This window comes from Umezawaea sp. Da 62-37, assembly GCF_032460545.1.
Taxonomy (GTDB): domain Bacteria; phylum Actinomycetota; class Actinomycetes; order Mycobacteriales; family Pseudonocardiaceae; genus Umezawaea.
Genome location: NZ_CP135965.1, coordinates 10,271,328 through 10,294,999, shown reverse-complemented (window position 1 = coordinate 10,294,999; position 23,672 = coordinate 10,271,328). Strand labels below are relative to the sequence as shown.

Sequence of the window (23,672 nt, the reverse complement as noted above, 5' to 3'; positions counted from 1 at the left end):
TCCAGATGCTTCGGATTCGAAGCACAATTCACCCGAACGAAGGCGAGACCCCCCGATGAAGGCAGTGCGCTTCCACGACCACGGCGGCCCCGAAGTCCTCGGCTACGAGGACGTGGAGCAGCCGGTCCCCGGCCCTGGGCAGGTCAGGGTCCGCGTCGCCGCGACGTCGTTCAACCCCATCGACGCCAGCGTGCGCGCGGGCGGTATGCGCGGCCCGATGCCGGTGGCGCTGCCGCACACCCCCGGCCGCGACGTCGCTGGCGTGGTCGACGCGCTGGGCGACGACGTGGACGGCCTGACGGTCGGCGACGCGGTCGTCGGCTTCCTGCCGATGACCGACGACGGCGCCTCGGCGGAGTACGTCCTGATCCCGGCGGAGCTGGTGACGTCCGCGCCTCGGAGCATCCCGCTCCCGGACGCCGCCGCGCTGCCGCTGGTGGGCCTGACCGCGTGGCAGGCGCTCTTCGACCACGGCGAGCTGGCGGCCGGGCAGCGCGTGCTGATCAGCGGCGCGGGCGGAGCGGTCGGCGGGTACGCCGTGCAGCTGGCCAAGTGGGCGGGCGCGCACGTGATCGCCACCGCGAGCCCGCGCGGCAGCGAACGCGTCAGGGCCCACGGCGCCGACGAGGTCGTCGACCACACCACGACCGGGGTGGCCGCCGCGGTGACCGAGCCGGTGGACGTCGTGCTCAACCTCGCGCCGGTCGACCCCGAGCAGCTGACCGCGTTCGCGGCCCTGGTCCGTCCCGGCGGTGTCGTCGTGAACACGACGGTGTGGATGCCCGCGCCCTCCGACGAGGAGCGCGGTGTGCGCGGTGTGAACCTCTTCGTGCGCAGTGACGCCGAGCAGCTGTCACGGCTGGTGGCGCTGGTCGACAGCGGCGAACTGCGCGTCGACGTCGCCCAGCGGGTGCCGCTGGCCGACCTGCCCGCGGTCCACGTGCGGGCCGGCGCGGGCGAACTGCCCGGCAAGGTCGTCGTCCTCGTGCCCGGCGCCTGACCGCCAATCCCCTACAACTTCAGAAGGAGAGGGCCATGTCGTTGACCTTCGATCCCGAGATCGCCGAAGCGCTGGCCCCGATGGCGAGCGCGATGGCGGAAGCCGCCCCGCCCGCGGTGGGCGACGTCGCGGCGCGGCGCGCCCTGTGGGAGCCGATCATCGGCGCCGCGGGAACGGCCCAGCCGATCCCGGCCGACGTGACGACGGACGACCACCACGTGACGACCGACGACGGCGCGCGGATCACGGTGCGCTGGTACACCAAGGACGGTGCCACGCCGGGCCCGGCCGTGTTGTTCTTCCACGGCGGCGGGTACATCTTCGGCCACGTCGACCTGTTCGACGGGCCGGTCGCCCGGTACGTCTCCGCCAGTGGTGTGCCGATGCTGTCGGTCGAGTACCGCCGCGCCCCCGAACACCCCTTCCCCACGCCGCTCGAAGACGCCTACGCCGCCCTGCGCTGGCTGCACGGGCACGCCTCGGAACTGGGCGTCGACCCCGAGCGCGTCGCCGTGATGGGCGACAGCGCCGGAGGTGGCCTGGCCGCGGCGCTGTCGATCCTCGCCCGCGACCGCGGCGGTCCGGGGATCGCCCGCCAGATCCTGCTCATGCCGATGCTCGACGACCGCGCCACCACGCCCGACCCGCACATCGAGCCCTACCTGCTGTGGTCCTACGACGACAGCCGCACCGCGTGGCCCGCGCTGCTCGGCGAGGCCGCGGGAGGACCCGACGTCCCGGCCACGGCGGCTCCGGCCAGGCTCCAGGACGCGACCGGCCTGCCGCCCGCCTACATCGAGGTCGGCCAGCTCGACGTCTTCCGCGACGAGGACACCGCCTACGCCACCAAGCTCAGCCGCGCGGGCGTGCCGGTGGAGTTCCACCTGCACCCCGGCGTCCCGCACGAGTTCGACTCCATCGCCTTCGAGTCCGACGTGGCCCGCCGCGCCATCGCCGACCGCGTCCGGGTGCTGAAGTCGATCTGAACGCCAACACCACCGAAGCCCCCCGCTTAGATCCACGAGACCGGACGGGCGGCGAATCCTGGACCATCCTCAGTGGACTGAACCGGCGGTTCGCCTGTCCGGTCAGGGTTTGGTGACCGCGGCCGCCAGGTTGGCCTCGACCTCGCCGAGCGCGTCCAGCAAGGAGGCCAGGGTGGCCGGGGGCAGGTCGCCGACGGTCGCCGCCTCCAAGTCGTGCCACATCCGTTCGATCTCCGCCCGCACGGCCTCGCCCGCGGCGGTGGAGGACACCAGGGTGGCCCGGCCGTCGTGGGGGTCGGGCGCCCGCTCGACCAGCCCCGCCTTCTCCAGCCGCTGCACCATCCTGGTGATGGTCGCCGAGTCGGAGTCCAGGACCGCGATCAGTTCCGTCTGGCGCACGGGGCCCGAATCCCACAGGTGCATGAGGAGCAGTTCCTGGCCGCGGTGCAGGCCGAGGCCGCGCAGGAGCTGCCCGGCCAGCATCCGGTGCAGCCGGACCACCCGGAACATCGCGTGGCTGACCGGTCCGGTGCGCGCCGCGCTCGGGACCTTCCTCGTAGCTCGTTCTCGTGACACGGGTCCATGGTCCACGTCGCCTCGGGCGGCACCGCGAGCGACGCGGCCCGGTGGCCCAGGTCACAGCACCACCCCGGAATTCTCGATCAACTTACCTGTTTAACTAGGTAAGTCGCCGTACCAGTGCGGCGACACCGCAAAGGGAGTCCACGTGAGCGACAAGAAGATCATCGCGGTGCTGGGTTCGACGGGCGCGCAGGGCGGAGGCCTCGTCAGGGCCGTCCTGGACGCTCCTGACGGCCCGTTCACCGTGCGGGCCATCACCAGGGACGCGAGTTCGGCGAAGGCCCGCGCGCTGGCCGAGAGCGGCGCCGAGGTGGTGGAGGCGACCCTGGAGGACGAGGAGTCGCTGCGCAGGGCGTTCGAGGGCGTCCACGGCGTCTACGTGGTGACCAACTTCTGGGAGTCCATGTCCGCGGACGTCGAACTGGCGCAGGCCGCGACGGCCGCGCGCGCGGTGAAGGCGGCCGGTGTCGCCCACGTCGTCTGGTCGACGCTGGAGGACACCCGCGAGGTCATCCCGGTGTCCGACGAGCGGGTCCCGGTGCTCCAGGAGCGCTACACGGTCCCGCACTTCGACGCCAAGGCCGAGGCGGACGCGTTCTTCCGCGACTCGGGCGTTCCGACGACCTACCTGAGGAGCACCTTCTACTGGGAGGGGTTCACCCAGGGCTCCGGGCCGCGGCGGGGCGAGGACGGGCGGCTCGTGTTCACGCTGCCGATCGGCGGGGCCAGGCTGGCGGGCATCGCGGCGGAGGACATCGGCCGCACCGCCTACGGGGTGTTCGCCGCGGGCGACGAGTACGCGGGCAAGACCGTGAGCATCGCTGGTGAGCACCTGACCGGCGAGCAGTACGCCGCCGCGTTCGCCGACGCGCTGGGCGAACCGGTCGACTACCGCCCGCTCACCCACGACCAGCTCCGTTCGCTGGGGATGCCCGCGGGCGACGAGCTGGGCAACATGTTCCAGTACTACGTCGAGGGCGAGCGCGACTTCGTCGGTGCGCGCGACCTGGACCTGGTCCGCTCCCTCAACCCCCGCCTCCAGAGCTTCCGCACCTGGCTGGCCGAGCACGTGGACGCGGTCAGGCCCGCGTGACCGCGCCCGCCGGGCGGGCGCCGCTGATCACCGGTGGATCACGCGGGATCGGTCCTGCGGGGTTGACGGGGAAAGCACGCCGTTGGGACAGTGATCACCAGGACGGTTGAGCGCTCCCACCTGCTCCGGCCACCCTCAGCGCCGTGGCCGCCCGCCGTGGTCACGGAGCCGGATTCCTTGTCATGTCGCGATTCCCCGTGCAACGACGAAGGAAGGTCTCAACGTGGAGATCACACGGCGCAGTCTGCTGGCGGCGGGTGTGGGCACGGCCGGTCTCTCCGCGATCGGCGTCCCGCTCGCGGGACCGGCCACCGCGGCGCCCGGCACGCCCGTGACGGAAAGGGTTTTCCTCACCGGGACCGACGCGGACCACACGGTCGACTGGGAGTTCCGGGTCACCGCCGGTCGGCGGAGCGGGGTCTGGAGCACCATCCCGACCCCGTCGAACTGGGAGTTCCACGGCTTCGGCAGCTACAACTACGGATCGGCGCTGGTGCCCGACGAGAAGGGCGACTACCGGCGCACCTTCGCACCGCCGACCTCGTGGGCGGGCAGGCGGATCTTCCTGGCCTTCGAGGCGTCCATGACCGACACCGGCGTGCGCGTCAACGGGGTCTCCGCGGGACCGGTGCACCAGGGCGGCTTCTACCGGTTCCGCTACGACGTCACGTCCCTGGTGGAGCTCGGTGAGTCCAACCTGCTCGAGGTGACGGTCAGCAAGGAGTCCGCGGACAACTCCGTCAACAACGCCGAACGCCGGGGCGACTACTGGAACTTCGGCGGGATCTTCCGCCCCGTGACGCTGGAGGCCCATCCCGCCGCGCGCGTCGACCGCGTCGCCGTCGACGCGCGGGCCGACGGGACGTTCAGCGCGGAGGTGGCGCTCGCGGGCGTCGGTTCGGCCGGACGGATCACGGGGCAGATCCGGCGCTTGGACGGTTCCGCCGTGGGCGGCCCGTTCTCGGTGGCGGTCCCGGCGAACGCGACCAGGGCGACCCTCACCACGACCACCGATCAACCCCTGCGGTGGACGGCCGAGACGCCGAACCTGCACCAGGTGGACGTGACGCTCACCGATGGCGGTGGTTCGCCGCTGCACACCACCGCTACGCGGTTCGGGTTCCGCACCGTCGAAGTCCGCGCGGGCGACGGCCTCTACGTCAACGGGAAGCGGGTCGTGCTCAAGGGCGCGAACCGGCACACGTTCTGGCCCACGCTGGGCCGTGCGTCGAGCCCGCGGCTCGCCCGGCTGGACATCGGGTTGATGAAGGACATGAACATGAACGCCGTCCGGATGTCGCACTACCCGCCGGACGACTTCTTCCTCGACCTGTGTGACGAACTGGGGCTCTACGTCCTCGACGAGCTGGCGGGATGGCAGAAGCGCTACGACGAGGGCGTCGGCGCGCCGCTGGTGGCCGCGACGGTGACGCGCGACGTGAACCACCCGTCCATCCTGTTCTGGGACAACGGGAACGAGGGCGGCTGGAACACCGCCCTGGACGACGACTTCGCGCAGTACGACCCGCAGAAGCGCAAGGTCCTGCACCCGTGGGCCTCCTTCGGCGGCGTGGACACGAGCCACTACCAGAACTACTCCAGCACTGTCGCGAAGGCCGCGGGCAGCACCGTCTTCATGCCGACCGAGTTCCTGCACGGCCTCTACGACGGCGGCGCGGGCGCGGGCCTGAACGACTACTGGAAGGTCATGGGCGGCGCGCAGCGGTCAGCGGGCGGGTTCATCTGGTCGCTCGTCGACGAGAGCGTCGTGCGCGACGACCGCGGCGGGGCCGTCGACACGGCGGGAAACCTGGCACCGGACGGCATCCTCGGCCCCTTCCGCGAGAAGGAGGCCAGCTTCCACACGATCAAGGACATCTGGTCGCCGGTCCAACTGGCCAATCCCGGCTACTACGCGTCGACCTTCCCGACGGCCTTCGACAAGACGGTGAAGGTCGTCAACAGGTACGACTTCACCGGCCTCGACCGATGCCGCTTCACCTGGCAGCTGCTGAAGTTCAACTCCCCCGGCTCCGGCGGCGGTCACACCGTCGTGACCGAGGGCGCCTTCACCGGACCCGGCACCGCACCCGGCGCGACGGGGTCCCTGTCGTTGGGCCTGCCCACCACGTGGACCACCGCCGACGCGCTGAGCCTGACCGCGAAGGACGCGACCGGCCGGGAGATCAGCGCCTGGACGTGGCGGATCAAGAAGGCCGCGGACCACGCCGCGCGGCTGGTGGTCCCCACGCCGGGGAGCACCACCGCGACCGAGGACTCCTCCACGGTGACGATGACCGCCGGGACCACTCGGGTCACCATCGGCAAGTCGACCGGACGCCTGGTTCGCGTGCTCCGCGACGGCACGGCGGTGTCGCTGACCAACGGCCCGGCCCTGGCCGTCGGGACGGCCGAACTCACCGGCCTCCAGCACTTCCGCGACGGCACGGGCTGGGTCGTGCAGGCCGACTACACCGGTGACCTGACCTCGGTTCGGTGGCGCTTGGACGCGAACGGCTGGCTGCGGTTGGAGTACGGCTACCACCGCACGGGCAACCACGACTTCCTCGGGGTGAGCTTCGACTACCCCGAGGCACAGGTGCGCGATCTGACGTGGCTCGGCGACGGCCCGCACGGCGTGTACAAGAACCGGATGCGGGGCGCGACCCCCGACGTCTGGACCAAGGCGTACAACAACACGGCCGTCGGCGCGAGCGGCTGGCAGTACCCCCAGTTCAAGGGCTACCACGCCAACGTCTGCTGGGCCGAGCTGACGACCTCGGAGGGCGCGATCACCGTGGTGTCGGCGGAAGAAGGCCTCTTCCTCCGGCTGTTCACCCCCGCCGTCGGCGTCAACCCGCAGCAGGCCACCGCCCCCTACCCGGCAGGCGGACTGTCCTTCCTGGACGGTGTCCCCCCTATCGGGAACAAGTTCCACGACGTCGGCCAGTTGGGACCGGAGAGCGCGCCGAACGTCGCCGTCGGGAACTACCACCGTTCCCTGTACTTCCACTTCCGTTGACGCGGGTATCGGTGGTGCGACCTCGCACGACGGCCTGACCGGGTCAGGTGTGATCGATCCGCGCGATCACACCTGACCGGGATGAAGCCGCGGCGCGGCCGGGACGTTGCTCCCGGAAAGCACGACCACCGGATGCCGGGACGACGACTGCCCCGACATGACCGCGGCCAAAGCCGTTGCCCCGCCCGGCTCCACGGCCAGGCGGAGGACGTTCCACAGGTACTGCTGGGCCTGCTCGATCGCGTCGTCGCCGACGAGCAGCGTGGTGGAGCCAAGCCGTCGGGCGACGGCGGCCGCGATGTCCCCGGCGCGGCGCGCGCCGAGGCTGTCCACGGCGATACCGCTGACGTCGACATCGACGACGTGACCCGCGTCGAGCGTCCGGGTCAGGCTGGGGGCGGTGGCGGGTTCGACCGCCACGACGGGGTTCCGGCCTTCGAGTGCCAGGCTCACGCCGGCGAAGAGCCCGCCGCCGCCGCAGCTGACCAGGACCGGGCGGCCCGGTTCGACCTGTTCGGCGAGTTCCTGGCCGAGGGTGCTCTGGCCGGCCACGACGGCTTCGGCGTCGTAGGCGTCCACGTGGTGGGCGCCGTGCTGCCGCGCGTGGGCAAGGCTGGCCGCGAGGGCGTCGGCGTAGAAGCCGTCGACGCGGTGCAGCGTCGCGCCGTAGCCCTCGATGAGGGCCGCCTTGGTGGCGGGGACGAAGGCGGGGACGAACACGTGCGCAGGCAGCCCGACCCGAGCGGCGGCCCACGCGACCGCGGCGCCGTGGTTGCCGCCGGAGGCCGCGCTGATGGAACCGGTGCCCGCGGGGGCGGTGAGGACGGCGTTGAGCGCCCCGCGCGCCTTGAACGACCCGGTGTGCTGGAGCGTCTCGAGCTTGAGCGTCACCGGCACGGGGCAGAGGTCCCCGGCGGGCAGGTCCAGCGTGGGCGTGCGGCGGATCTTCCCGGTGAGACGTGCCATCGCCGCCGACAGCTCCGCAGGCCCCGGAGCCGCGTCCGTCCTGTCGTGCTCGATCATGCCGACACCGCCTGGACCGGTCCGCCGTGCGAGGAGGCCGCGCGCGGAGTCACGGCGCGCTGGGGTGACCAGTTCACGTGGAGCTGGAAGACGTCCGGTCGGGCGTAGTGCCCGGTGGCGTCGAAGTCGTACTTCGCGCGGGCGAGTTCGCCCATGTCGAGGTCGGCGACCAGCAGCGCCTCGTCGTCGTACACGGGACCGGCCAGGACCTGCCCGAGCGGGCCGATGATGCTGCTCCCGCCGCGGCTGACGACGGTGTCCGGGTCGTCGCCGTACGGGCGTTCGTGGTCCGCCGGGAAGTCGGCGACACGCATGACCTGGTTGGCCGTCAGGACGAAGCAGCGCCCCTCCTGCGCGATGTGGCGCATCGTGGCGTGGTGGCTGTCCCGTCCGTCTGCGGTCGGCGCGCAGTACAGCTCGATGCCCTGGTGGTACATCGCCATCCGGGCGGCGGGCATGAGGTTCTCCCAGCAGATGACGGCGCCCAATTTGCCCAGCGCGGTGTCGTGGACGTCCATCGTCGAGCCGTCGCCGAAACCCCAGACCATCCGCTCGGCGCCCGTGGGCATGAGCTTGCGCCTCTTGCCGAGCAGCGTGCCGTCGGGGGCGAGGAACACCACGCCGCAGTACAGCGTCCCGCCGTCGCGCTCGACGACGCCCACGACCAGGTGGAGGCCGTGCTTCGAGGCGATCGCGCCGAGCTGGTCGGTGACCGGGCCGGGCACCTCGATCGCGGCGCGGTGGTACCGGGCGAACTCCTCCCGGCCCTCGTCGGTGCGGCCGCCCACGACGCCCCCGAAGGTGCTGCCCTTCGGATAACCCCCGACGTACGCCTCGGGGAACACCACGAGCCGAGCGCCCTCGGCCCGCGCCTTCGCGGCCCACTTGTCGACCAGGGCGACCGCGCCCCGGCTGTCGAACAGCGTGGTCGCGGACTGCACGACCGCCGCGCGGATGTTCCCTGTTCCCATCGCCCGTCCTCACGTCATGACCTGGCACAGGCCCGTGCCGTTCGATATACTGAACGTATGTCTAGTATATCAAACGCTGGTGCCGGCGGCGGTCCTCTGGCCGCAGCGATAGCGGCACAGCTGCGGTTGCGCCGGACGCAGCGCGGGCTCAGCGCGGCGGAACTCGCCCGGCAGGCCGGGCTCAGCAAGGCGACGGTGTCCGCGCTGGAAGCGGGTCAGGCGAATCCCACGGTGGACACCCTCGACGCGTTGGCCGTGGCGCTGCGGGTCCCCCTGACCGACCTGCTGACCCGCGGCACGGACCCCGGACCGCTACTGCTCCGGGGCACGCCCATGCCCGACACGGGGCCCGCCAGGGAGTTGCTCAGACGCGTCGGAGGCGGCGACAGCGTCGAGATGTGGCGCCTGCGCCTGCCACCGCGGACCCAGGTCGACGGCGTCGCGCACTCGCCGGGAACCACGGAGATCCTCCTGGTGGGCAGCGGCACGGTCACCGCGGGCCCGGCCGACGATCCAGCCACTCTCGGCGCGGGCGACCTCCTCGCCTTCGCGGGCGACCAGGCGCACCTCTACCGCAGCGCCGACGAAGCCGCCGAAGTGGTCATGCTCATCGCCTCGCCGACGCCTCCCTAGGTCAGGCGAGGGCGCAGGCCGTCGACGAACAGCGCGATGATGCCGACGCCCCAACGGATGGCGACGACCGGCAGGCCCACCGCACGCCGTTATCGGGTGCGGTGGACCTGCCGGAGTTGGGCGCGACCGCGTTGCCCGGGTCGTCGGGCAGTTTCCACCACGTTCAGCGAGGCCTGACGGGGTGCCATCACTTCCGCAATCCGAACAGGTCCAACCGCAGCACCGCCACGACGGCGACGGCGGCGACGACCACCATCGGCACGTACCGGGTCCACCACAGGTCGGTGGCCAGTTCCAGCAGCGCTCCCAGCACGCCCGCGGCGAGCGCGGCGACGACGAACGCGATCACGACTGCCAATCGACGGTGTTGCGGCGTCATGGTCACTCCGGGATTCCTTTCGTCACGGTGCGGGTGCACTCGCTGGAGTGCTTGCCGTTGCCCACGACCTCCGGTACCCCGAAAGCGGCGCGGGTGAACACGTGCGCGGCCTCCGACAAGCCAATCGGCTACCTGAGTCGTCACGTGGCGGTTGCGGGTCCCCGCGAAGTGCCGCCCGCGCTTTGCGCGGACTGACGAAGACGCCCCACCGGACGCGCTGGGAGGCTTCGGAAGTCGCCAGTTCCTCCGGTGAGGAGAACCGCCAGTGAAGAAGTTCCGCCTGCTAGCAGCGTTGTTCGCGATCATGGCCGTGTCGGGAGTCGTCGCACCCGCCGCCCAGGCCGCGCCCGCCACGGGCACGGTGCAGATCAGCGATTCGGTCGCCGTCTCGCCAGAGGTGGGGGTGAACGGCTTGCACCGCACCTGGTCGTGCCTCGTGCCGTCCGGGTTCACCTGGTCGGCCGTGCGGTACCAGTCCGCCTGCGGGTTCAGCTACGAGTACTTCCTGCTCGACGCCGTGAACGTCAACCTGACCGGCCTGTGGGCCTGCGGGGTCCCGTCGGGCTACTCGTACAGCTCCGCGCGCCAGGGCTCCAACTGCTCGGCCTCGTCCGGATCCTCGCCCTACGAGTACCTGCTCGTGAAGGTCTGACCGAGCGGGGCCCGTCATCGCCGCGGTGGCGACGACGGGCCCCGGCCCGCCAGCACGCGCGAGACGACCGCGCTCAGCACCCGGATGCCGTGGGTGCTGGGCGGGGCGATGCCGGTTATGTCGCGAACCCGTTGGAGGCGGTAGTCCAGGCTGCGGGGGTGGATGCGCAGCGCGGCGGCCGCCCGCAGCCGGTTCAGGTCGTGCCGGTAGTACGCGTCCAGGGTGTCGACCAGGTCCGGACCTCCCGCCAGCCGCTGCGCCAACCGGTGCAACCAGCGGTCGATCTCGGGCAGTTCGGCGGCGCCGAGTTCGATGAACACGTCGGCCGCGGTGTAGAGGTGTCCGGGTGCGGACTCGGCGCGCGTCACCCGGCTGATCCGCCGTGCCAGGGCGAAGGCCTCGGAGAGCGACGTCGCCGGGCCGGTGGCCGCACCGACCGAGAGGGGCTGTCCGATGATCCCGGCGACGTCACCGATCAGCTTGGTGGCGTTCGCGTGCTGCTCCGCCGGGACCAGTGCGACGAACTCGTCACGTCCGCGCCAGGTCGCCGGGGCGCCGTACCGGTGCCAGGCGGTGTGCACGACCTCGTCCGCCGTTCCGGTCGCCACGTCCGCGGTCCGGGCGACGATCACCTGGTAGGTCTCGGGCACCTGGACGCCCAGGTCCCGGCCGTTGGCGAGGGCGGCCACCTGGTCGGTCAGCACCATCTCCGCGAACTGCCGCACCTGGGCGATGACCGGCAGGAAACGCTGCTGCCCCTTCAGGAATCCGACGGTGTAGGCCTGCTGGGCGGCCGCACCCTGCGGTCCCAGCCAACCGAGCATCCGCATGGTCACGGGCAGGTCGTTCGGGCCTGACGCCTCCTGGATCTCGTTGAGGGTGGCGCCCGCGTGCAACGCGAGCAGGCGGCGCAGGGCCGTTCCGGACATGCCGGTCGCACCGCGTCGTTCCCCGGTGGCCGAGACCACCGCGAGATCGTCCTGGGTCAGGGGCTCGTCACCCGCGACGAGTTCGATGGTGCGACGCCGGATGAACACCGCGAAGTCGAGCATGTCCGCGTACTCGCGCGGATCGCCCGCCGCCACGGCGTAGTCCGGCAGTTCGTCCGCGCAGACCTCGACGACCCGTTCGGCGTTGGCGGACACCTGCTTCCCCAACCGACCGAGAAGATCGTCCACCGGTTCCTCCTACTGCTCGCCGGCGAGGACACGGGTCACGGTGGTGCTCAGGGCCCGCACGCCGCGCACGGAAAGCGGTTCCAGCCCGGTCAGGTCCCGGACCCGGCGCAGCCGGTATTCCAGCGTACGGGGGTGGATCTTCAACGCCGACGCCGTCCGCGTCCTGGCCATGTCGTTGCGGTAGAAGGCGTCGAGTGTCGCCACCAGGTCCGGGCCCTCGGCGAGCCGGTCGGCCACCTCGCTCAGCCAGCGGTCGACCGGTGGCAGGCGCGCGGCACCGATCTCGGCGAAGAGGTCGGTCAGGTGGTGCACGGTGGTGGGCGCCTGTCGGATCGGGGCCGCCCGGCTGACCCGCCGCGCCCGCTCGAACGTCTCGGCCAGACCACCGGTCCGGCCCCGCGAGGCGCCGACCGCGCACGGCACGCCGACGAGGTCCCCGAGGTCCTTGACGACGTCGAGGACACGGGAGCCGTCGTCCGGGATCAGCGCGACGAACTCGCCGGGTTCCGTCCAGCACACCGGTATCCAGTGCCGCTCCAGCAGGTCCCGGACGACCGACTCGCGATCCCCGCGCATCGCGGGTGTCCGCACGACCACGACGAGCCAGCGGTCGGACGACCCCATGTCCAGGCTCGTGGCCGTGAGCGCGGCGGCGGGGTCGTCGGCGAGCAGCATCCGCGCGAACTGCCGGACGCGGTCGACCGCGGGCAGCACGGTTTCCTGCCCGGCGACGAAACCCGACGTGTAGGCGGTCTGCGCGGCCAACCCCAGCGCGGGCAACGAGGCGAGCGTGCGCATGACGTCCTCGAGGTCGTGCCGGGGGTTGGCGGCCTCGTGCACCTCCTTCAGGGTGAGCGAGGTGTGCAGGACCTGGACGTGGCGCTGCGAGGCCAGCGAGAGCCCCCTCGTGGCGCGCTCGTGCCCGACCTCCGCGATGAAGGCCAGGTCGTCGGCGGGGAAAAGCCCGTTCTCGGCCACCAGGGCGACTGTCCGCTGCCGCAGGAACATCGCGAAGTCCAGGATCTCGGCACGGGCGCGGGTGCCCGACGCGAGTTCGCGGAAGTCGGGGAGTTCGCGTGTGTAGACGTCGACAGCGCGGCGGCTGTTGGCATCGACACGACTTCGCCACAGGGCGAAGAGATCACCCATCCCGACTCCCTCGACCCGAGTTCCGCCTCGCAGCACATGGTGCTGGTCGAGCACGGCGGGCAGTACCGCCATGAGGACTCGACGCGATGTCCACGTCGGCGCAGGCGGCCGTGCCGCACGCGAACGACCTCGACCACGGTCCACCGCGGGAACGCCCGGCGGTGTCGGACCTCGACGCCGTCCTGGTGCACATCGCGGCCCGCCCTGCCGTGGTTGATATCGTCATCCTGGTCCTCACCACCGGCCGATCGGGTCGCCCAACACCCACTTGATCCCGACGCGGGACGAGAACCGCTGTTGACACCTGGTGGGTGGAAGTCGAAAGGGTGATCTTGCACAAGGCCGGGATCCACAGGCGTGTCGCGGATGCCGCCTGGCGGTGGGTGTTGGACCAGGTGCGCTGGGAGGACGTGCTGTGGATTCCCGCGTCGGCGGCCGGTCCGCTGGATCCGGAGAGCCGGGACAGCATGCACAGCGGGGTCGGCGGCCTCGCCCACGTGCTGAGCGAGATCCGTTCCGCTCGCCCGTGGACCCGTGAGGAGCGGCGGCTGGCCGACGCGATCGTCGAACAGGTCCGCGGCGAGGTGGCCACCACGACCGACTACACCTTCTTCTCCGGGCTCACGAGCACGATCGGCGTGTTGACCGCGCTCGACGCCACCGGATCGGATGCCGCGGTGGATCGGCTGATAGCGCTTTCCACGCCTGATGGCTGGCCTCAGGAATGGCTTGGGACGGAGTCGTTCCGGTCGGGCTCCCACATCCAGGACGTCGTGCACGGCACAGCCGGTGTCCTGCTGGGCGCCCTGTGGGCTCGACGGCATGGCGTCGCACACGCGAGCGCGCTCGCGGAGCACGCCGCCGGGGTGCTCATGGCCGAGGCCGAGGAATTACCGACGGGCCTCAACTGGCAGAGGGTGCCGCGGCGCTTCCACGTCACCAAGATCGAGCAGTTTCCGAACTTCTCCCACGGCCTCTCGGGTATCGCGACGGCACTGGCCCTCGCGGGCGCCGAACTCGACCGGCCCGACTTCACCCAAGCCGCGGCTCGCGGTGCGGCGCACCTCGTGGCGCTCAGCGATCCGAACCACGCGGGTTTCACCGTCCCGCACCGCGTCCCGAGCCGCGACCCGGCCGTCAACGAGGAGTTCAGCTACGGCTGGTGCCACGGCCCGACCGGCACCTCATCGCTCTTCCTCGCCCTGCACCAGGCCGGAGTGGCGGACATCGCGGGCGCGGCGCCGTTGGCGTGGCACCGCCGGTGTCTGCACGGCATCCGCACGTCGGGACTGCCCGCGCGCCTCCGCCCCGGCTTCTGGGACAACGACGGGCGTTGTTGCGGCACCGCGGGCGTGGGCGAGGTGTTCCTGGACTCCCACCACCGCGACGGCGATCCGGGTGACCTGGAATTCGCCCTGCACCTGGCCGACACCCTGGTCGAACGCGCGGTGCTCGACGGGCCCCATGCCTACTGGCGGTTCCTCGAACACCGCGCGCCCGATCCCCTGCTGCCACCGGGAGTCGGCTGGATGCAGGGCGCCGCGGGCATCGCCGCGTTCCTGTTCCGCGTCGGTCGCGTTGTGGACGAGGGCCGGCAGGCCACGACGGTCCCCCGCATGGACACCTGGTGGCCGTCGGCGCCGGTGTAGCTCTGCACCCCCGTGGCCGGCAGCCTGCCGTGGTCAGGCGCGCCAGACGGTGCCACGGCGTTCGTACTCCAGCAGGGTTTCCACCCGTTGCGCCAACTGCGCGCCGAGGAAGCGCTCGACCAGCCACAGCGACACGTCGAGGCCGGAGGTGACGCCGCCGCCGGTGACCAGGTCGCCGTCGTCCACGACGCGGGCGTTGACCACGGTGGCGCCCTGGGCGGCCAGGTCCGCCTTGGCCCCGGCGTGGGTCGTGGCGTTGCGCCCCCTGGTCATCCCGGCGGCCGACAACAGCATGACGCCGGTGCAGATGCCGACCGGGAGCACGTCGGCGGAGGCCAGGCGGCGCAGGAAGTCCCGGTCGGTCATAAGTCGGCGCACGCCGGAACTCGCCGGATCGGTGTAGCGGCCGCCGCCGGGCACCACCAGCACGTCCGCCTCGCGCGGCGACCACCCCTCGGCCACGTCGACCCGCGCGCCGAAGTTGCACGTCACCGCGCCGGGCCGCCCGGTGGTGACCAGCGTGGTGGTGAGAGCGCCGCCGCTCATCGCACCCGCTATGCCCAGCACTTCCGCCGGGGCGGCCCAGTCCTGCTCCTCGACCCCGTCGAACATCAGCACCTGCACCCGCAGCGGGTTCGCCGCCGACGCCGGCTGCGCGCCGACCGCCACCGCGCCCAACCCGCCGGCCGACAGTGCCGAGGCACGCAGGAAAGTACGACGCTTCACCATGACCTCCACGTTTTCCGCTCAGCCACAAGTCGTGCGGAACGTACCGTCGGTTCCCGCCTCGGCGCCGGATGTCCGACCGTTGTGGCACGGCGGCGTGTCGGCACCGCCCCGCCGGACCGGTCAGCGCCTCGTGAACCGGTGCAGCGCGTCGAGCACGGCCGGGGCGAGGCTGTCCGGGTGGTCGGCGTCGTGCAGCAGGTGGTCCACTCCGGGGAGCGGCACCCGGCCGGGTCCGCCGACGTGCGCGCGGCGCAAGGCGGTGGTCAAGGCGTCCGTTGTGGCGCAGGGGACCTGCACGTCGTCGGTGCCGCAGGTCAGCAGCACCCTGGTGCGCGGTCGCAAGGCCGCGGCGTTGTCCGGCGGGTGGACGGCGTCATCGCTGTCCACGAACCGGGCGCTCGGCCCCTGGAAGGCCTGGAAGAGCCGGGCGACCGCGGGTGGCAGGTCGGTGGTGTCGACGGGGTGGTGTCCGCGCAGGGCGGTGATGGCGGCGTCGACGGCCGCGTCGATCGTGCGCTGCTGTTCGGGGGTGAGGTGGCCCTGCCGGGTCGCTTCGGCGATCTGACCGTGCAGTTGGAGCGCGACCAGGTCCAGCAGGCGGATCGCCTGCGGTTGCAGCAGGGCCAGGCCGGTCGGGCGCGGGTGGACGGTGCCGCCGAGCAGGAGGGCGGTCATCGCGCCCTCGCTGTGCCCGACGAGCGCCAGCGCGCGCGGGTCGGTCTCCGGTTGGTCGCGCAGCGACTCGTACGCGGCCGCGGCCTGGCGGAGGAACGCCGGGTAGTCGAGCGCTTCGGGGTGGTCGCGGTAGGCGCCGAGCCCGGTGCGGCCGGTGCCGTACTTGTCGAACCGCAGCGTGGCGACCCGGTCGCCGTCGAGCGCCTCGGCCACCTGCGCCAGGGTGTTCGGGGACGCGGGCGGTTGGTTGCCGTCGCGGTCGGTGGGGCCGCTGCCGGGCAGCAGCAGCGCGGCGGGCAGCCGTTGCCCCGCACGGTGCGCGGGAACGTGCAGGGTGCCGTACGTCGTCGTTCCCTCGACGGTGAAGACGACCTCCCGGTCGGCGGCGGGCACGAGGCCGGGTGTCGCCCCGGCCGGGGTGGCGGTCGCGACGGCCAACGCCATCACGACCGCGGCGGGGTGGGGGAACATCGGCGGAACCCCGTCAGCCCAGAGCGTTCTCGACCAGTGCCACGGTGGCTCGAGGGTCGGCGACCTGCACGACCAACCGGGCGTAGCGCTCGTCGGCCAGTTCGATCACGACGGCCTTCGACGGGTCCTTGACGTCCCAGAAGACCTTCTCGCCGTCGAGGTGGAACGTGCCCGCCGTGATCACACCGGGCACGCGGGCGCCCGGCGCGCGGATGCCCTTGGGGTCGGCGGCGATACCGGGGTCCGCGGTCGCGCCGCGCACGTTGACCAGCGGGATGGTCAGACTGCTCTTGAGCGCCCAGAGCTTGTCCAGACCCTCGATCACCACGACGAGCTCGTCGCCGTCGATGCGCACCTGTGCCATGTCGGTTTCCTTGTCAGTGGAGGGGATCGAGTCGTTCGGCCAGCGCGGCGCCCGCCCGGTCGGCGTCGCGGCGCAGGAGCAGCCCCAGCGCCGCGGCGACCACACCCGCGGCCAGTTCGGCGGGGACGCCGAGCGCATCGGCGACGGCTTGATCGAGATCGCCCAGCGCGGCGGCCACCTCGGCGGCGACCTCTTCGTCGGCCGGTGCCCGTTCGACGGCCGCGAGCAGCAGCAGGCCGAGATCGGCCTCCGTCGTGAGCCGGATCGCCGTCGCCACGTCGGGCGCCGCGGCGAGTGCCCCGACCAGGGGGCGGACGTCGTCGGCCAGGTGCCTGCGCAGAGCGGCGAGGTAGAGGCCCCGCTTGCTGCCGAACGTCTTGTACAGGCTGTTGCGGTGCACGCCGAGGCCGTTGACGAGGTCGTCGACGGACACCCCGTCGTACGCGCGGTCGCCGAACAGCCCCACGGCGGCGCGCACCGCCTCACGTTCGTCGAAAGCCCTTGGCCTACCCATGGCGCAACCGTAAACCGTTGAGGAACGATCAGTCAAGAACGAACGTTCCTCAACGATCCGCGATCCGCGCGCCTCCGCTGATGAGGCTCGCGGCCCGTTCCGCGATCGCGATCACGGTCGAGTAGGTGTTGGCCGACGGGATCCGCGGGATCACCGACGCGTCCGCGATCCGCAAGCCCTCGACGCCGTGCACTCGCAGATCCCGGTCCACCACCGACATCGCGTCCACCCCCAGCTTGCAGGTGCCGACGTAGTGGTAGTACGGGGCTGTGGTCGCCCTGACATGGGCCTCGCCGTCCGCCTCCACTTCCTGCCCGCGCCACGGCTTGAGGGCGCTCGCCGCGCCGATCTCGCGCACCAGCCCCATTCCGTTCACCATCGCGGTCATGTCGCGCGCGTCGGTCAGGTATCGCGGAGCCAACGCGATCCCCCCGTCGGCCAAGCGGAGGCGACCGCGGCTGTGCGGGGTCATCAGGGAGAACGCGATCACGTAGAGGCCCTCCCCCGCAGGCGCCGACAGAGCGGATTGCAGATCCGGGGCGTCCAGTCCCGGATCGCTGCGCAGCAGTCCGAGCACCTCGACGTTGTTGTTCAGCCCCACCGGTATCGGCCGCGCACTGGTGTACATCACGAAGGAAAGGGGGTGGTCGTGCAGGTTCTCGCCCACACCAGGAAGATCCACGACCACGTCGATGCCCATGTCGCGCAGGTGGTCGGCCGGACCGAGCCCGCTCAGCATCATCAGGTGCGCGGTTCCGACGGTGCCCGCGCACAGCACCACTTCGCCTGCTTCGACGCGGATCCGCTGTCCGCCGGCGGTGTACTCGACGCCAGTGGCCTTGTTCCCGTCGAACAGGACACGCCGCACGAGTGCGTCCGCCACCACGTCGACGGTGGTGCGCGGGCCCAGGTAGGCGTCGGCGGCGCTCTGCCTGACTCCCGCGACGATGTTCAGGTCGACCCAGCCGACACCCTCCTCGAGGCCTCCGCTGATGTCCGTCGCGCGTCGGTGCCCCACCTCCGAGGCCGCGTCCACGAACGCCGCCGCTGTCGGGTGCCGCTGCTCGGCCGGGGCGACCTCCAAGGGCCCGCCGAGGCCGCGCAGGGCCGGATCGCGGGTGGGGGCGTGCTCGCTGCGCCGGAAGAACGGCAGCAGGTCGTCGAACTCCCAGCCCTCGCCCCAGTCGTAACTGCTCCGGTGTCCACGGGCGAAGATCATCCCGTTGATGGCGGACGAGCCGCCCAGCGCTTTCCCGCGCGGCCAGGCGAGAGTCCTGCCCAGTTCCGGCTCCGGCAGGGTCATGTCCCGCCAGTCCGCTCCGGTGCCCAGGAGCGACAGCCAGTCGTTCGGCGTGGCGGTCGGCGGGGACGCGCCACCCGCCTCCAGCAGCAGCACGCTCACCTTCGCGTTCTCGGCCAGGCGAGCGGCGACCACGCAACCCGCGCTCCCACCGCCCACTACGACGTAGTCGTATCCACTCATGTTCGGAACCATCCGTCTGCCGACTTCGGGCCTGCTTGTCGCCTGCGCTCGACCACCGCCGTCAGATCAGCCGCCGCAGGTCCGTCGCGTACTTGCGGATGAGGGCCTGGGACAGGTGCGGGATGTCGCCCGCCGGTCCGATGCCGGTTTCCCGGACGGCCTCCCGGAAGCGGGCCGACGGGACGTCCGAACCGGACACCGCCGTCTCCGGCTCCTGGAAGCCCCGCAGCAGCGGGAGGATCGAGTACTGCCGCCGGTCCTCGGGCAGGGTGCGCAGGGCGGCTTCGACGCGGACGAGCCAATCGCCGTGGTCCGCGATCCGCTCGATGCCGTGACCGTCCTCGACGAGCCACTCCACGAACGTGTCGAGTGAGATCCCGTCGTCGTGCGGGTTCACCAGGCTGAAGGTCCGGTACCCGGCGGCGCCCCGTCCCAGCGCGACGATCGACGCCGCGGTGAAGTCGACGGGCAGGCCGTCGTAGTGGGGACGCGCCTCCTCGCCGCCGTCGGTCCGGTAGAAGGAGCGCGGGGTCACGCCCGTCGCGAGGAGGCTGAACACCAGCCTGCTGAACATGTCGTGCACGTTCAGCTGCCCGGTGTACGCGCTGTGCGCGAGGATCATGCTGGAGCGGAACACCGCGACCGGCAGGCCGCACAGGTCGTGCGCCTCCCGCAGCAGCACCTCCCCGGCCCACTTGCTCGTCGTGTACCCGCTGGCGTAACCGCTGTCGACGGGCTGGACCGGCAACTCGGCGCGCACGTCGGAGTCCTCGTCGAGGGGCTGCCCCTTCCGCGACCTGGACACCGCCACGCTGGAGACGTACGCGATCGGCTTGAGCCGGTCGGTCAGGGACAGGCGGATGAGCTCGGCGGTTCCGAGGACGTTGGCGTCGAACAGGTGGCGGTAGGACAGCACGTGGTTCACCGACGCGCCCGCGTGGACGATCAGGTCCACCTCGCCGGTCAGCCGTTCCCACGTCGCCCCGTCCAGACCCAGCCCCGGTTCGGCGATGTCCCCCGCCAGCACCTCCAGGCGCTCCGCGGCCGTGTCCGATGATCGCTCCGCGAGCTCCGCGAAGGCGCGCGTCAGCTCGGGGTCGTCACCGCCGAAGGCGTCGACCAGGCGCTGCCCGGCGGCGTCCGGGTCCTTGCCGCGGACCAGGACGATCAGCTTGCCGTCGACCGGGGCCAGTCGGCGGAGCCATTCGAGGGTGAGGAAGCGCCCCAGGTACCCGCTCGCGCCGGTCAGCAGGACGCGGCGGGGCTCCCCGGCCGGGCGCGGGAGGTGGCGGGCGCCGTCCAGCGTTCCCGCGTCGATGAACCGGTCGAGGGTGAGGTCCCCGGCGTGCGCCTCGTGGGCGTCCTCGCCGTGCACCGACGCGAACGTGGGCCGCGTCGCGGTGGCCACGTCCCCGGACCGCGGCAGCTTGGCCTCGACGTAGGCGGCCAGCTGCCGCAGGTCGTGCGCTGGGCTGATGACGACGTCGACCGGCACCCGGACGCCGAAGGTGTCGTGCAGCAGGTTCGACAGCGACACCGCCGACAGCGAGTCGCCGCCGAGGTCGCGGAAGTACGCGGAGGGGCTGACCTCGGCCGTCGAGCCCGCCAGCAGCGCCCGCGCGGCCCGCTGGACGGTTTCCAGCACCGGCCGGTCGCCGCCGGTGCGACTCAGGTCGAGCAACTCCTCGGTCTCGCGGTCAGAGATCTCGACGTAGAGCTGTTCCAGTCGCTCGCCGTAGCGCTGCACGAGCTTGGGGGACAACAGCTTGCGCTGGTCCGACAGCAGACCGTTGGCCTGGCTGAACGGCTCGGTCTCGAGCAGCAGGCCGCGGGGGATCTCGTACGACCTCAGGCCCGTGTCCTTCGCGATCAGCCGGAACGACTCGACCACCAGCTGCCCGAGGTGTTCCCGGTCGTCCCCGTACCGCTCCAGGGCGTCCGCGGTGGGCACGACGACGGCGAGCAGGTGGGAGCGCTCGCTGTTGCCGTACACGAAGACCTGGCGCACCAACGGGCTCGCGGCGAAAGCGGACTCCAGCCGGGCGGTGGCCACGAATTCGCCCTGCGACAGCTTCAGGACGCTCTTGAGGCGGTCCACGAAGGCGATGCGGCGCGGACCGAGTTCCGCGACGATGTCGCCCGTCCGGTAGTAGCCGTCCTCGTCGAAGAGGGCCGCCGTCAGTTCGGGCTGCCTGTAGTAGCCGGGGATGCCGTCCGCTTTTATCAGCAGCTCACCGCGCGGGTGCGGGGAATCGGTGCGGTAGTAGCCGAGTTCGGGCACGTCGATCAGCTTGTAGTCGAGCACGGGCGGGTTCATCAGGGTGCCGTTGACGGCGATGCCCGCGACCTCCGTGGAGCCGTACATGTCGTACACGGGGATGCCCAGTAGCGACTCGACGAACCCGGTGAGCGAGACCGACAGCGGCGCGGAACCGCAGGTGGCCCAGGTGATCCGCCCTCCGAGGACGTCCTCGCGCAGCCGCGTGAGCACGTCGGCCGCACTCCGCTCCGGGTCGGCGCCCCCGGCGGTCAGCCGGTCCAGCTCGCCGCGGTAGCGCTGGTGGAGCATCTCGCACACGCGCGGCACCAGCGACAGCTCGGTGGGCCGCACGAGGGCGATGTCCTCGAAGAGCGTCGAGAGGTCGCTGCCCGCGGTGAAGCAGCTGGTGCCACCGCGCGCCAGCGCGTTCGCCAGCGTGAAGTAGCCCGCGATGTGGCTCAGCGGCATGTAGTTGACGGTGATGAGGCCCGCGTCGGGGGTCCGCTTCGCGCGGTCCTCCCACATCACGCTCGCCAGCCGCTCGGTGTAGATCGCGCCCTTGGGCGTTCCGGTGCTCCCCGAGGTGTACACGAGCATCGCGAGGGGGTCCTCACCGTCGCCGGGGGTGAACGGCGGCGCCTCGGGCAGGGTCGCGCCGAGGTCGAGGACCTCGGACAGCGCGACGACGTCCACGTCCCGTCCGGCACGGGCCAGGCCGTCGCGGGCGGCGGCGAACCGCTCCGCCTGGTCCTCGACGCGCGGGTCGTGGTCGAACACCACCAGCCGGCGGACCGAAGGCGTGCGCAGGACCAGTTCGGTCGCCACGGCCAGGCGTTCGGCGCTCGCGGCGACCAGGGACGGCTCGGTCTCGGCCATGATGGACGCCAGGTCCTCGGGCGACGCGCCGAGCTGCAGCGGAACGGCGACGACGCCCAGGTAGCCGCACGCCAGGTCCAGCGTCGCGTAGTCCCGGCTCGTGAAGCCGAGGACGGCCACCCGGTCGCCGGCGACGAGGGGGCGCCGCGGGTGGTGGTGCCACTCGCCCGCGACCGCGCGGACGCGGTTCCACAGCTCCCGGTAGGTGGTCATCTCGTAGCGGGGCAGCAGACGGGCCGAAAGGCGTCCCGTCCGGTCGTCCCGCACGAATTCCCTGGCGCGCTCACCGACGGCGGGGCGTTCCCCGTAGCGCTCGAAAACGTTTTCCATCACTCGCGCAAGGTGCAATGTTATCTCCGCGTCGCACAGGTGGCGTTCTTGTGCCGTCGAAAGGTGGGAACAGCGCCGAAAACGCGACGTGGACCGGCTCGTCTCGTAGCAATTCGATCGTCGGACTAGCGGAAGACTAGCAGGAGCAGACCGGACAAGTCACGCACTTCGGGCAGCGCTTAGGCTTTTTGATAAGCCTCATTGCGTCGGCCGGTCGTCCTTGATATTGATTCCCCGAGGACGCCTGCAATCAAGGACGCCGCGCCGCGGATCCTCGCACCGCGGATCACCTCCGCCCCGGAGCCTTCGTTTCGAGGATGTGCCGATGAACCACGATTCGCCCCCTTTGGAACTCGACGACGCGTTCGTGCAGGACCCCTACCCGGTGTACGCGAAGCTCGGCGCCGAGGGCTCGACGCACCGGGTGAGGATGCCTCCCGGAGTCCCCCTGTGCGGTGGACTGCCGGTCTGGCTCATCACCGGGTACGAGGCTGTGCGCTCCGCACTGGCGGACCCCCGGCTGAGCACCGACCTGAACCGGATCGAAGGGCTGTTCGCGCAGAAGGAGCCGGACCGCACCAAGCGCGGCGGGTTCTCCTCGACCCTGTCCAAGCACATGATGCTCACCGACCCACCGGACCACACCAGGCTGCGAAAGCTCGTGAGCAAGGCCTTCACCAGCCGCGCCGTCGACGAGCTCCGGCCGGAGATCCAGAGGATCGCCGACGAGCTGGTCGACGCCCTCCCCGACCGCGACGCGGTGGACCTGCTGGACGTCTTCGCGTTCCCGCTGCCGATCCGGGTGATCTGCCTGCTGCTGGGCGTGCCGATCGAGGAGCAGGCGAACTTCAAGGCCTGGTCCAAGGCGCTCGTCTCGGGCGACTCCCCCGAAGCCGCTGCCGCCGCCGCGCTCGCGGTGGCCGAGTACCTCGGCGAACTCATCGAGCGCAAACGCCGCTCGACCTGCGACGACATGCTCACCGCCCTGATCTCGGCGCACGACGTCGACGACCGGCTGACCGGGGACGAACTGGTCTCGACGGCCTACATGCTGCTCATCGCCGGTTTCGAGACCACCCTCAACGCCCTCGGCAACGGCACGCTCCACCTGATGCGGAACCTGGACCAGTGGGAGGCGCTGCGCGAGGACCGGACCCTCCTCCCCGGCGCGATCGAGGAAATCCTGAGACTGGAGAGCCCGCTCAAGCACGCCACCTTCCGATGCGCGACGGAGACCCTGGGCATCGGTGGCGTCGAGATCCCGGCAGGCGACTTCGTGCTGCTGGCGATCGCCTCCGCCAACCGCGACCCGCACCGCTTCGGCGATCCGCACGCGCTGGACGTCCGCAGACCCGCCGCGGGCCACCTGGCCTTCGGACACGGCGTCCACCACTGCCTCGGGTCGCGGCTGGCGCGGGTGGAGGCGCACATCGCTTTCGGCGCCCTTCTCGACGCGTTCCCCGACATGAGGCTCGCCGTCGACACGGGGGAACTGCGGTGGCGCAACAGCACGATCATTCGCGGGCTCGACTCACTGCCGGTGCGGCTGAACCGGCGCTAGGCGCTTTCCCACATTTCCGGGGCACACCGCGTTCACCAGCCCTTTCCCGGTGCACGCCGAGAGGTCGCCTGCTGATGTGCCTTCCGGATTCC

At 71.5% G+C, this 23,672-nt stretch carries 21 protein-coding genes; 9 read left to right on the top strand and 12 right to left on the bottom strand.

Annotated elements, in window-relative coordinates; translation table 11 throughout:
* Positions 1-55 precede the first annotated feature (55 nt).
* Both RM788_RS46310 and RM788_RS46305 read left to right on the top strand, forming a co-directional pair.
* Complete coding sequence (locus tag RM788_RS46310) at positions 56-1,000, top strand: NADP-dependent oxidoreductase (RefSeq protein ID WP_315927264.1); 945 nt, start codon at positions 56-58, stop codon at positions 998-1,000.
* A gap of 35 nt (positions 1,001-1,035) precedes the next feature.
* On the top strand, positions 1,036-1,986 hold the full coding sequence (locus RM788_RS46305; RefSeq protein ID WP_315927261.1) for an alpha/beta hydrolase: 951 nt from the start codon (positions 1,036-1,038) through the stop codon (positions 1,984-1,986).
* A gap of 102 nt (positions 1,987-2,088) precedes the next feature.
* Here RM788_RS46305 and RM788_RS46300 read toward each other — a convergent pair whose 3' ends face one another.
* Positions 2,089-2,562, bottom strand: coding sequence for a MarR family winged helix-turn-helix transcriptional regulator (locus RM788_RS46300; RefSeq protein ID WP_315927259.1), 474 nt, complete (start codon positions 2,560-2,562; stop codon positions 2,089-2,091).
* A 151-nt stretch (positions 2,563-2,713) separates the two neighbouring features.
* Here RM788_RS46300 and RM788_RS46295 point away from each other — a divergent pair, with 151 nt between their 5' ends.
* Both RM788_RS46295 and RM788_RS46290 read left to right on the top strand, forming a co-directional pair.
* Positions 2,714-3,661: an NmrA/HSCARG family protein gene (locus tag RM788_RS46295; RefSeq protein ID WP_315927258.1), complete on the top strand. Its 948-nt coding sequence runs from the start codon at positions 2,714-2,716 to the stop codon at positions 3,659-3,661.
* A gap of 223 nt (positions 3,662-3,884) precedes the next feature.
* Positions 3,885-6,683: a glycoside hydrolase family 2 TIM barrel-domain containing protein gene (locus RM788_RS46290; RefSeq protein ID WP_315927256.1), complete on the top strand. Its 2,799-nt coding sequence runs from the start codon at positions 3,885-3,887 to the stop codon at positions 6,681-6,683.
* A gap of 66 nt (positions 6,684-6,749) precedes the next feature.
* Here the strand turns inward: RM788_RS46290 and RM788_RS46285 are convergent, their stop codons facing one another.
* Positions 6,750-7,706 carry a serine/threonine dehydratase gene (locus RM788_RS46285; protein WP_315927253.1) on the bottom strand — a complete coding sequence of 319 codons (957 nt, stop codon included), beginning with the start codon at positions 7,704-7,706 and terminating at the stop codon, positions 6,750-6,752.
* A complete protein-coding gene (locus RM788_RS46280; RefSeq protein WP_315927251.1) occupies positions 7,703-8,677 on the bottom strand; it encodes a nitrilase-related carbon-nitrogen hydrolase in 975 nt (324 codons plus the stop codon). Before RM788_RS46280 ends, RM788_RS46285 begins: the two co-directional genes overlap by 4 nt.
* Before the next feature lie 57 nt (positions 8,678-8,734).
* Between RM788_RS46280 and RM788_RS46275 the strand changes: the two genes are divergently transcribed.
* Positions 8,735-9,310, top strand: a complete 576-nt coding sequence (locus tag RM788_RS46275; protein ID WP_315927249.1) for a helix-turn-helix domain-containing protein — start codon at positions 8,735-8,737, stop codon at positions 9,308-9,310.
* 187 nt (positions 9,311-9,497) lie between these two features.
* Here RM788_RS46275 and RM788_RS46270 read toward each other — a convergent pair whose 3' ends face one another.
* Positions 9,498-9,689, bottom strand: coding sequence for a hypothetical protein (locus RM788_RS46270; protein ID WP_315927247.1), 192 nt, complete (start codon positions 9,687-9,689; stop codon positions 9,498-9,500).
* A 265-nt stretch (positions 9,690-9,954) separates the two neighbouring features.
* Here RM788_RS46270 and RM788_RS46265 point away from each other — a divergent pair, with 265 nt between their 5' ends.
* Entirely contained in the window at positions 9,955-10,341 is a 387-nt protein-coding gene (locus RM788_RS46265; RefSeq protein WP_315927245.1) for a hypothetical protein, read from the top strand.
* A gap of 14 nt (positions 10,342-10,355) precedes the next feature.
* Here RM788_RS46265 and RM788_RS46260 read toward each other — a convergent pair whose 3' ends face one another.
* Positions 10,356-11,519, bottom strand: a complete 1,164-nt coding sequence (locus tag RM788_RS46260; protein ID WP_315927243.1) for a PucR family transcriptional regulator — start codon at positions 11,517-11,519, stop codon at positions 10,356-10,358.
* Between the two features lie 9 nt (positions 11,520-11,528).
* On the bottom strand, positions 11,529-12,668 hold the full coding sequence (locus tag RM788_RS46255) for a PucR family transcriptional regulator (protein WP_315927241.1): 1,140 nt from the start codon (positions 12,666-12,668) through the stop codon (positions 11,529-11,531).
* Positions 12,669-12,754: 86 nt separating this feature from the next.
* On the opposite strand from RM788_RS46255, the gene RM788_RS46250 reads away from it, so the two are divergent.
* Positions 12,755-12,940, top strand: a complete 186-nt coding sequence (locus RM788_RS46250) for a hypothetical protein (protein WP_315927239.1) — start codon at positions 12,755-12,757, stop codon at positions 12,938-12,940.
* 54 nt (positions 12,941-12,994) lie between these two features.
* Entirely contained in the window at positions 12,995-14,317 is a 1,323-nt protein-coding gene (locus RM788_RS46245) for a lanthionine synthetase LanC family protein (protein WP_315927237.1), read from the top strand.
* A gap of 33 nt (positions 14,318-14,350) precedes the next feature.
* Here RM788_RS46245 and RM788_RS46240 read toward each other — a convergent pair whose 3' ends face one another.
* The 6 genes from RM788_RS46240 to car all read right to left on the bottom strand — a co-directional run bounded on the left by RM788_RS46240 (position 14,351) and on the right by car (position 22,037).
* Positions 14,351-15,043 (bottom strand): DJ-1/PfpI family protein, encoded by a 693-nt coding sequence (locus RM788_RS46240; protein WP_315927235.1) that lies wholly within the window; start codon positions 15,041-15,043, stop codon positions 14,351-14,353.
* 123 nt (positions 15,044-15,166) lie between these two features.
* Positions 15,167-16,192: an alpha/beta hydrolase family protein gene (locus RM788_RS46235; RefSeq protein WP_315927233.1), complete on the bottom strand. Its 1,026-nt coding sequence runs from the start codon at positions 16,190-16,192 to the stop codon at positions 15,167-15,169.
* A 13-nt stretch (positions 16,193-16,205) separates the two neighbouring features.
* Positions 16,206-16,556, bottom strand: coding sequence for a hypothetical protein (locus RM788_RS46230; protein ID WP_315927231.1), 351 nt, complete (start codon positions 16,554-16,556; stop codon positions 16,206-16,208).
* A gap of 13 nt (positions 16,557-16,569) precedes the next feature.
* Complete coding sequence (locus RM788_RS46225) at positions 16,570-17,070, bottom strand: helix-turn-helix domain-containing protein (protein ID WP_315927229.1); 501 nt, start codon at positions 17,068-17,070, stop codon at positions 16,570-16,572.
* A 49-nt stretch (positions 17,071-17,119) separates the two neighbouring features.
* Positions 17,120-18,553 carry a GMC family oxidoreductase gene (locus RM788_RS46220; RefSeq protein WP_315927227.1) on the bottom strand — a complete coding sequence of 478 codons (1,434 nt, stop codon included), beginning with the start codon at positions 18,551-18,553 and terminating at the stop codon, positions 17,120-17,122.
* Between the two features lie 61 nt (positions 18,554-18,614).
* Complete coding sequence (gene car, locus RM788_RS46215; RefSeq protein WP_315927225.1) at positions 18,615-22,037, bottom strand: carboxylic acid reductase; 3,423 nt, start codon at positions 22,035-22,037, stop codon at positions 18,615-18,617.
* Positions 22,038-22,344: 307 nt separating this feature from the next.
* Between car and RM788_RS46210 the strand changes: the two genes are divergently transcribed.
* The gene (locus RM788_RS46210; RefSeq protein ID WP_315927223.1) at positions 22,345-23,580 is read left to right on the top strand and encodes a cytochrome P450 family protein; all 1,236 of its coding nucleotides are present in this window, start codon (positions 22,345-22,347) and stop codon (positions 23,578-23,580) included.
* The last annotated feature ends 92 nt before the right edge of the window (positions 23,581-23,672 follow it).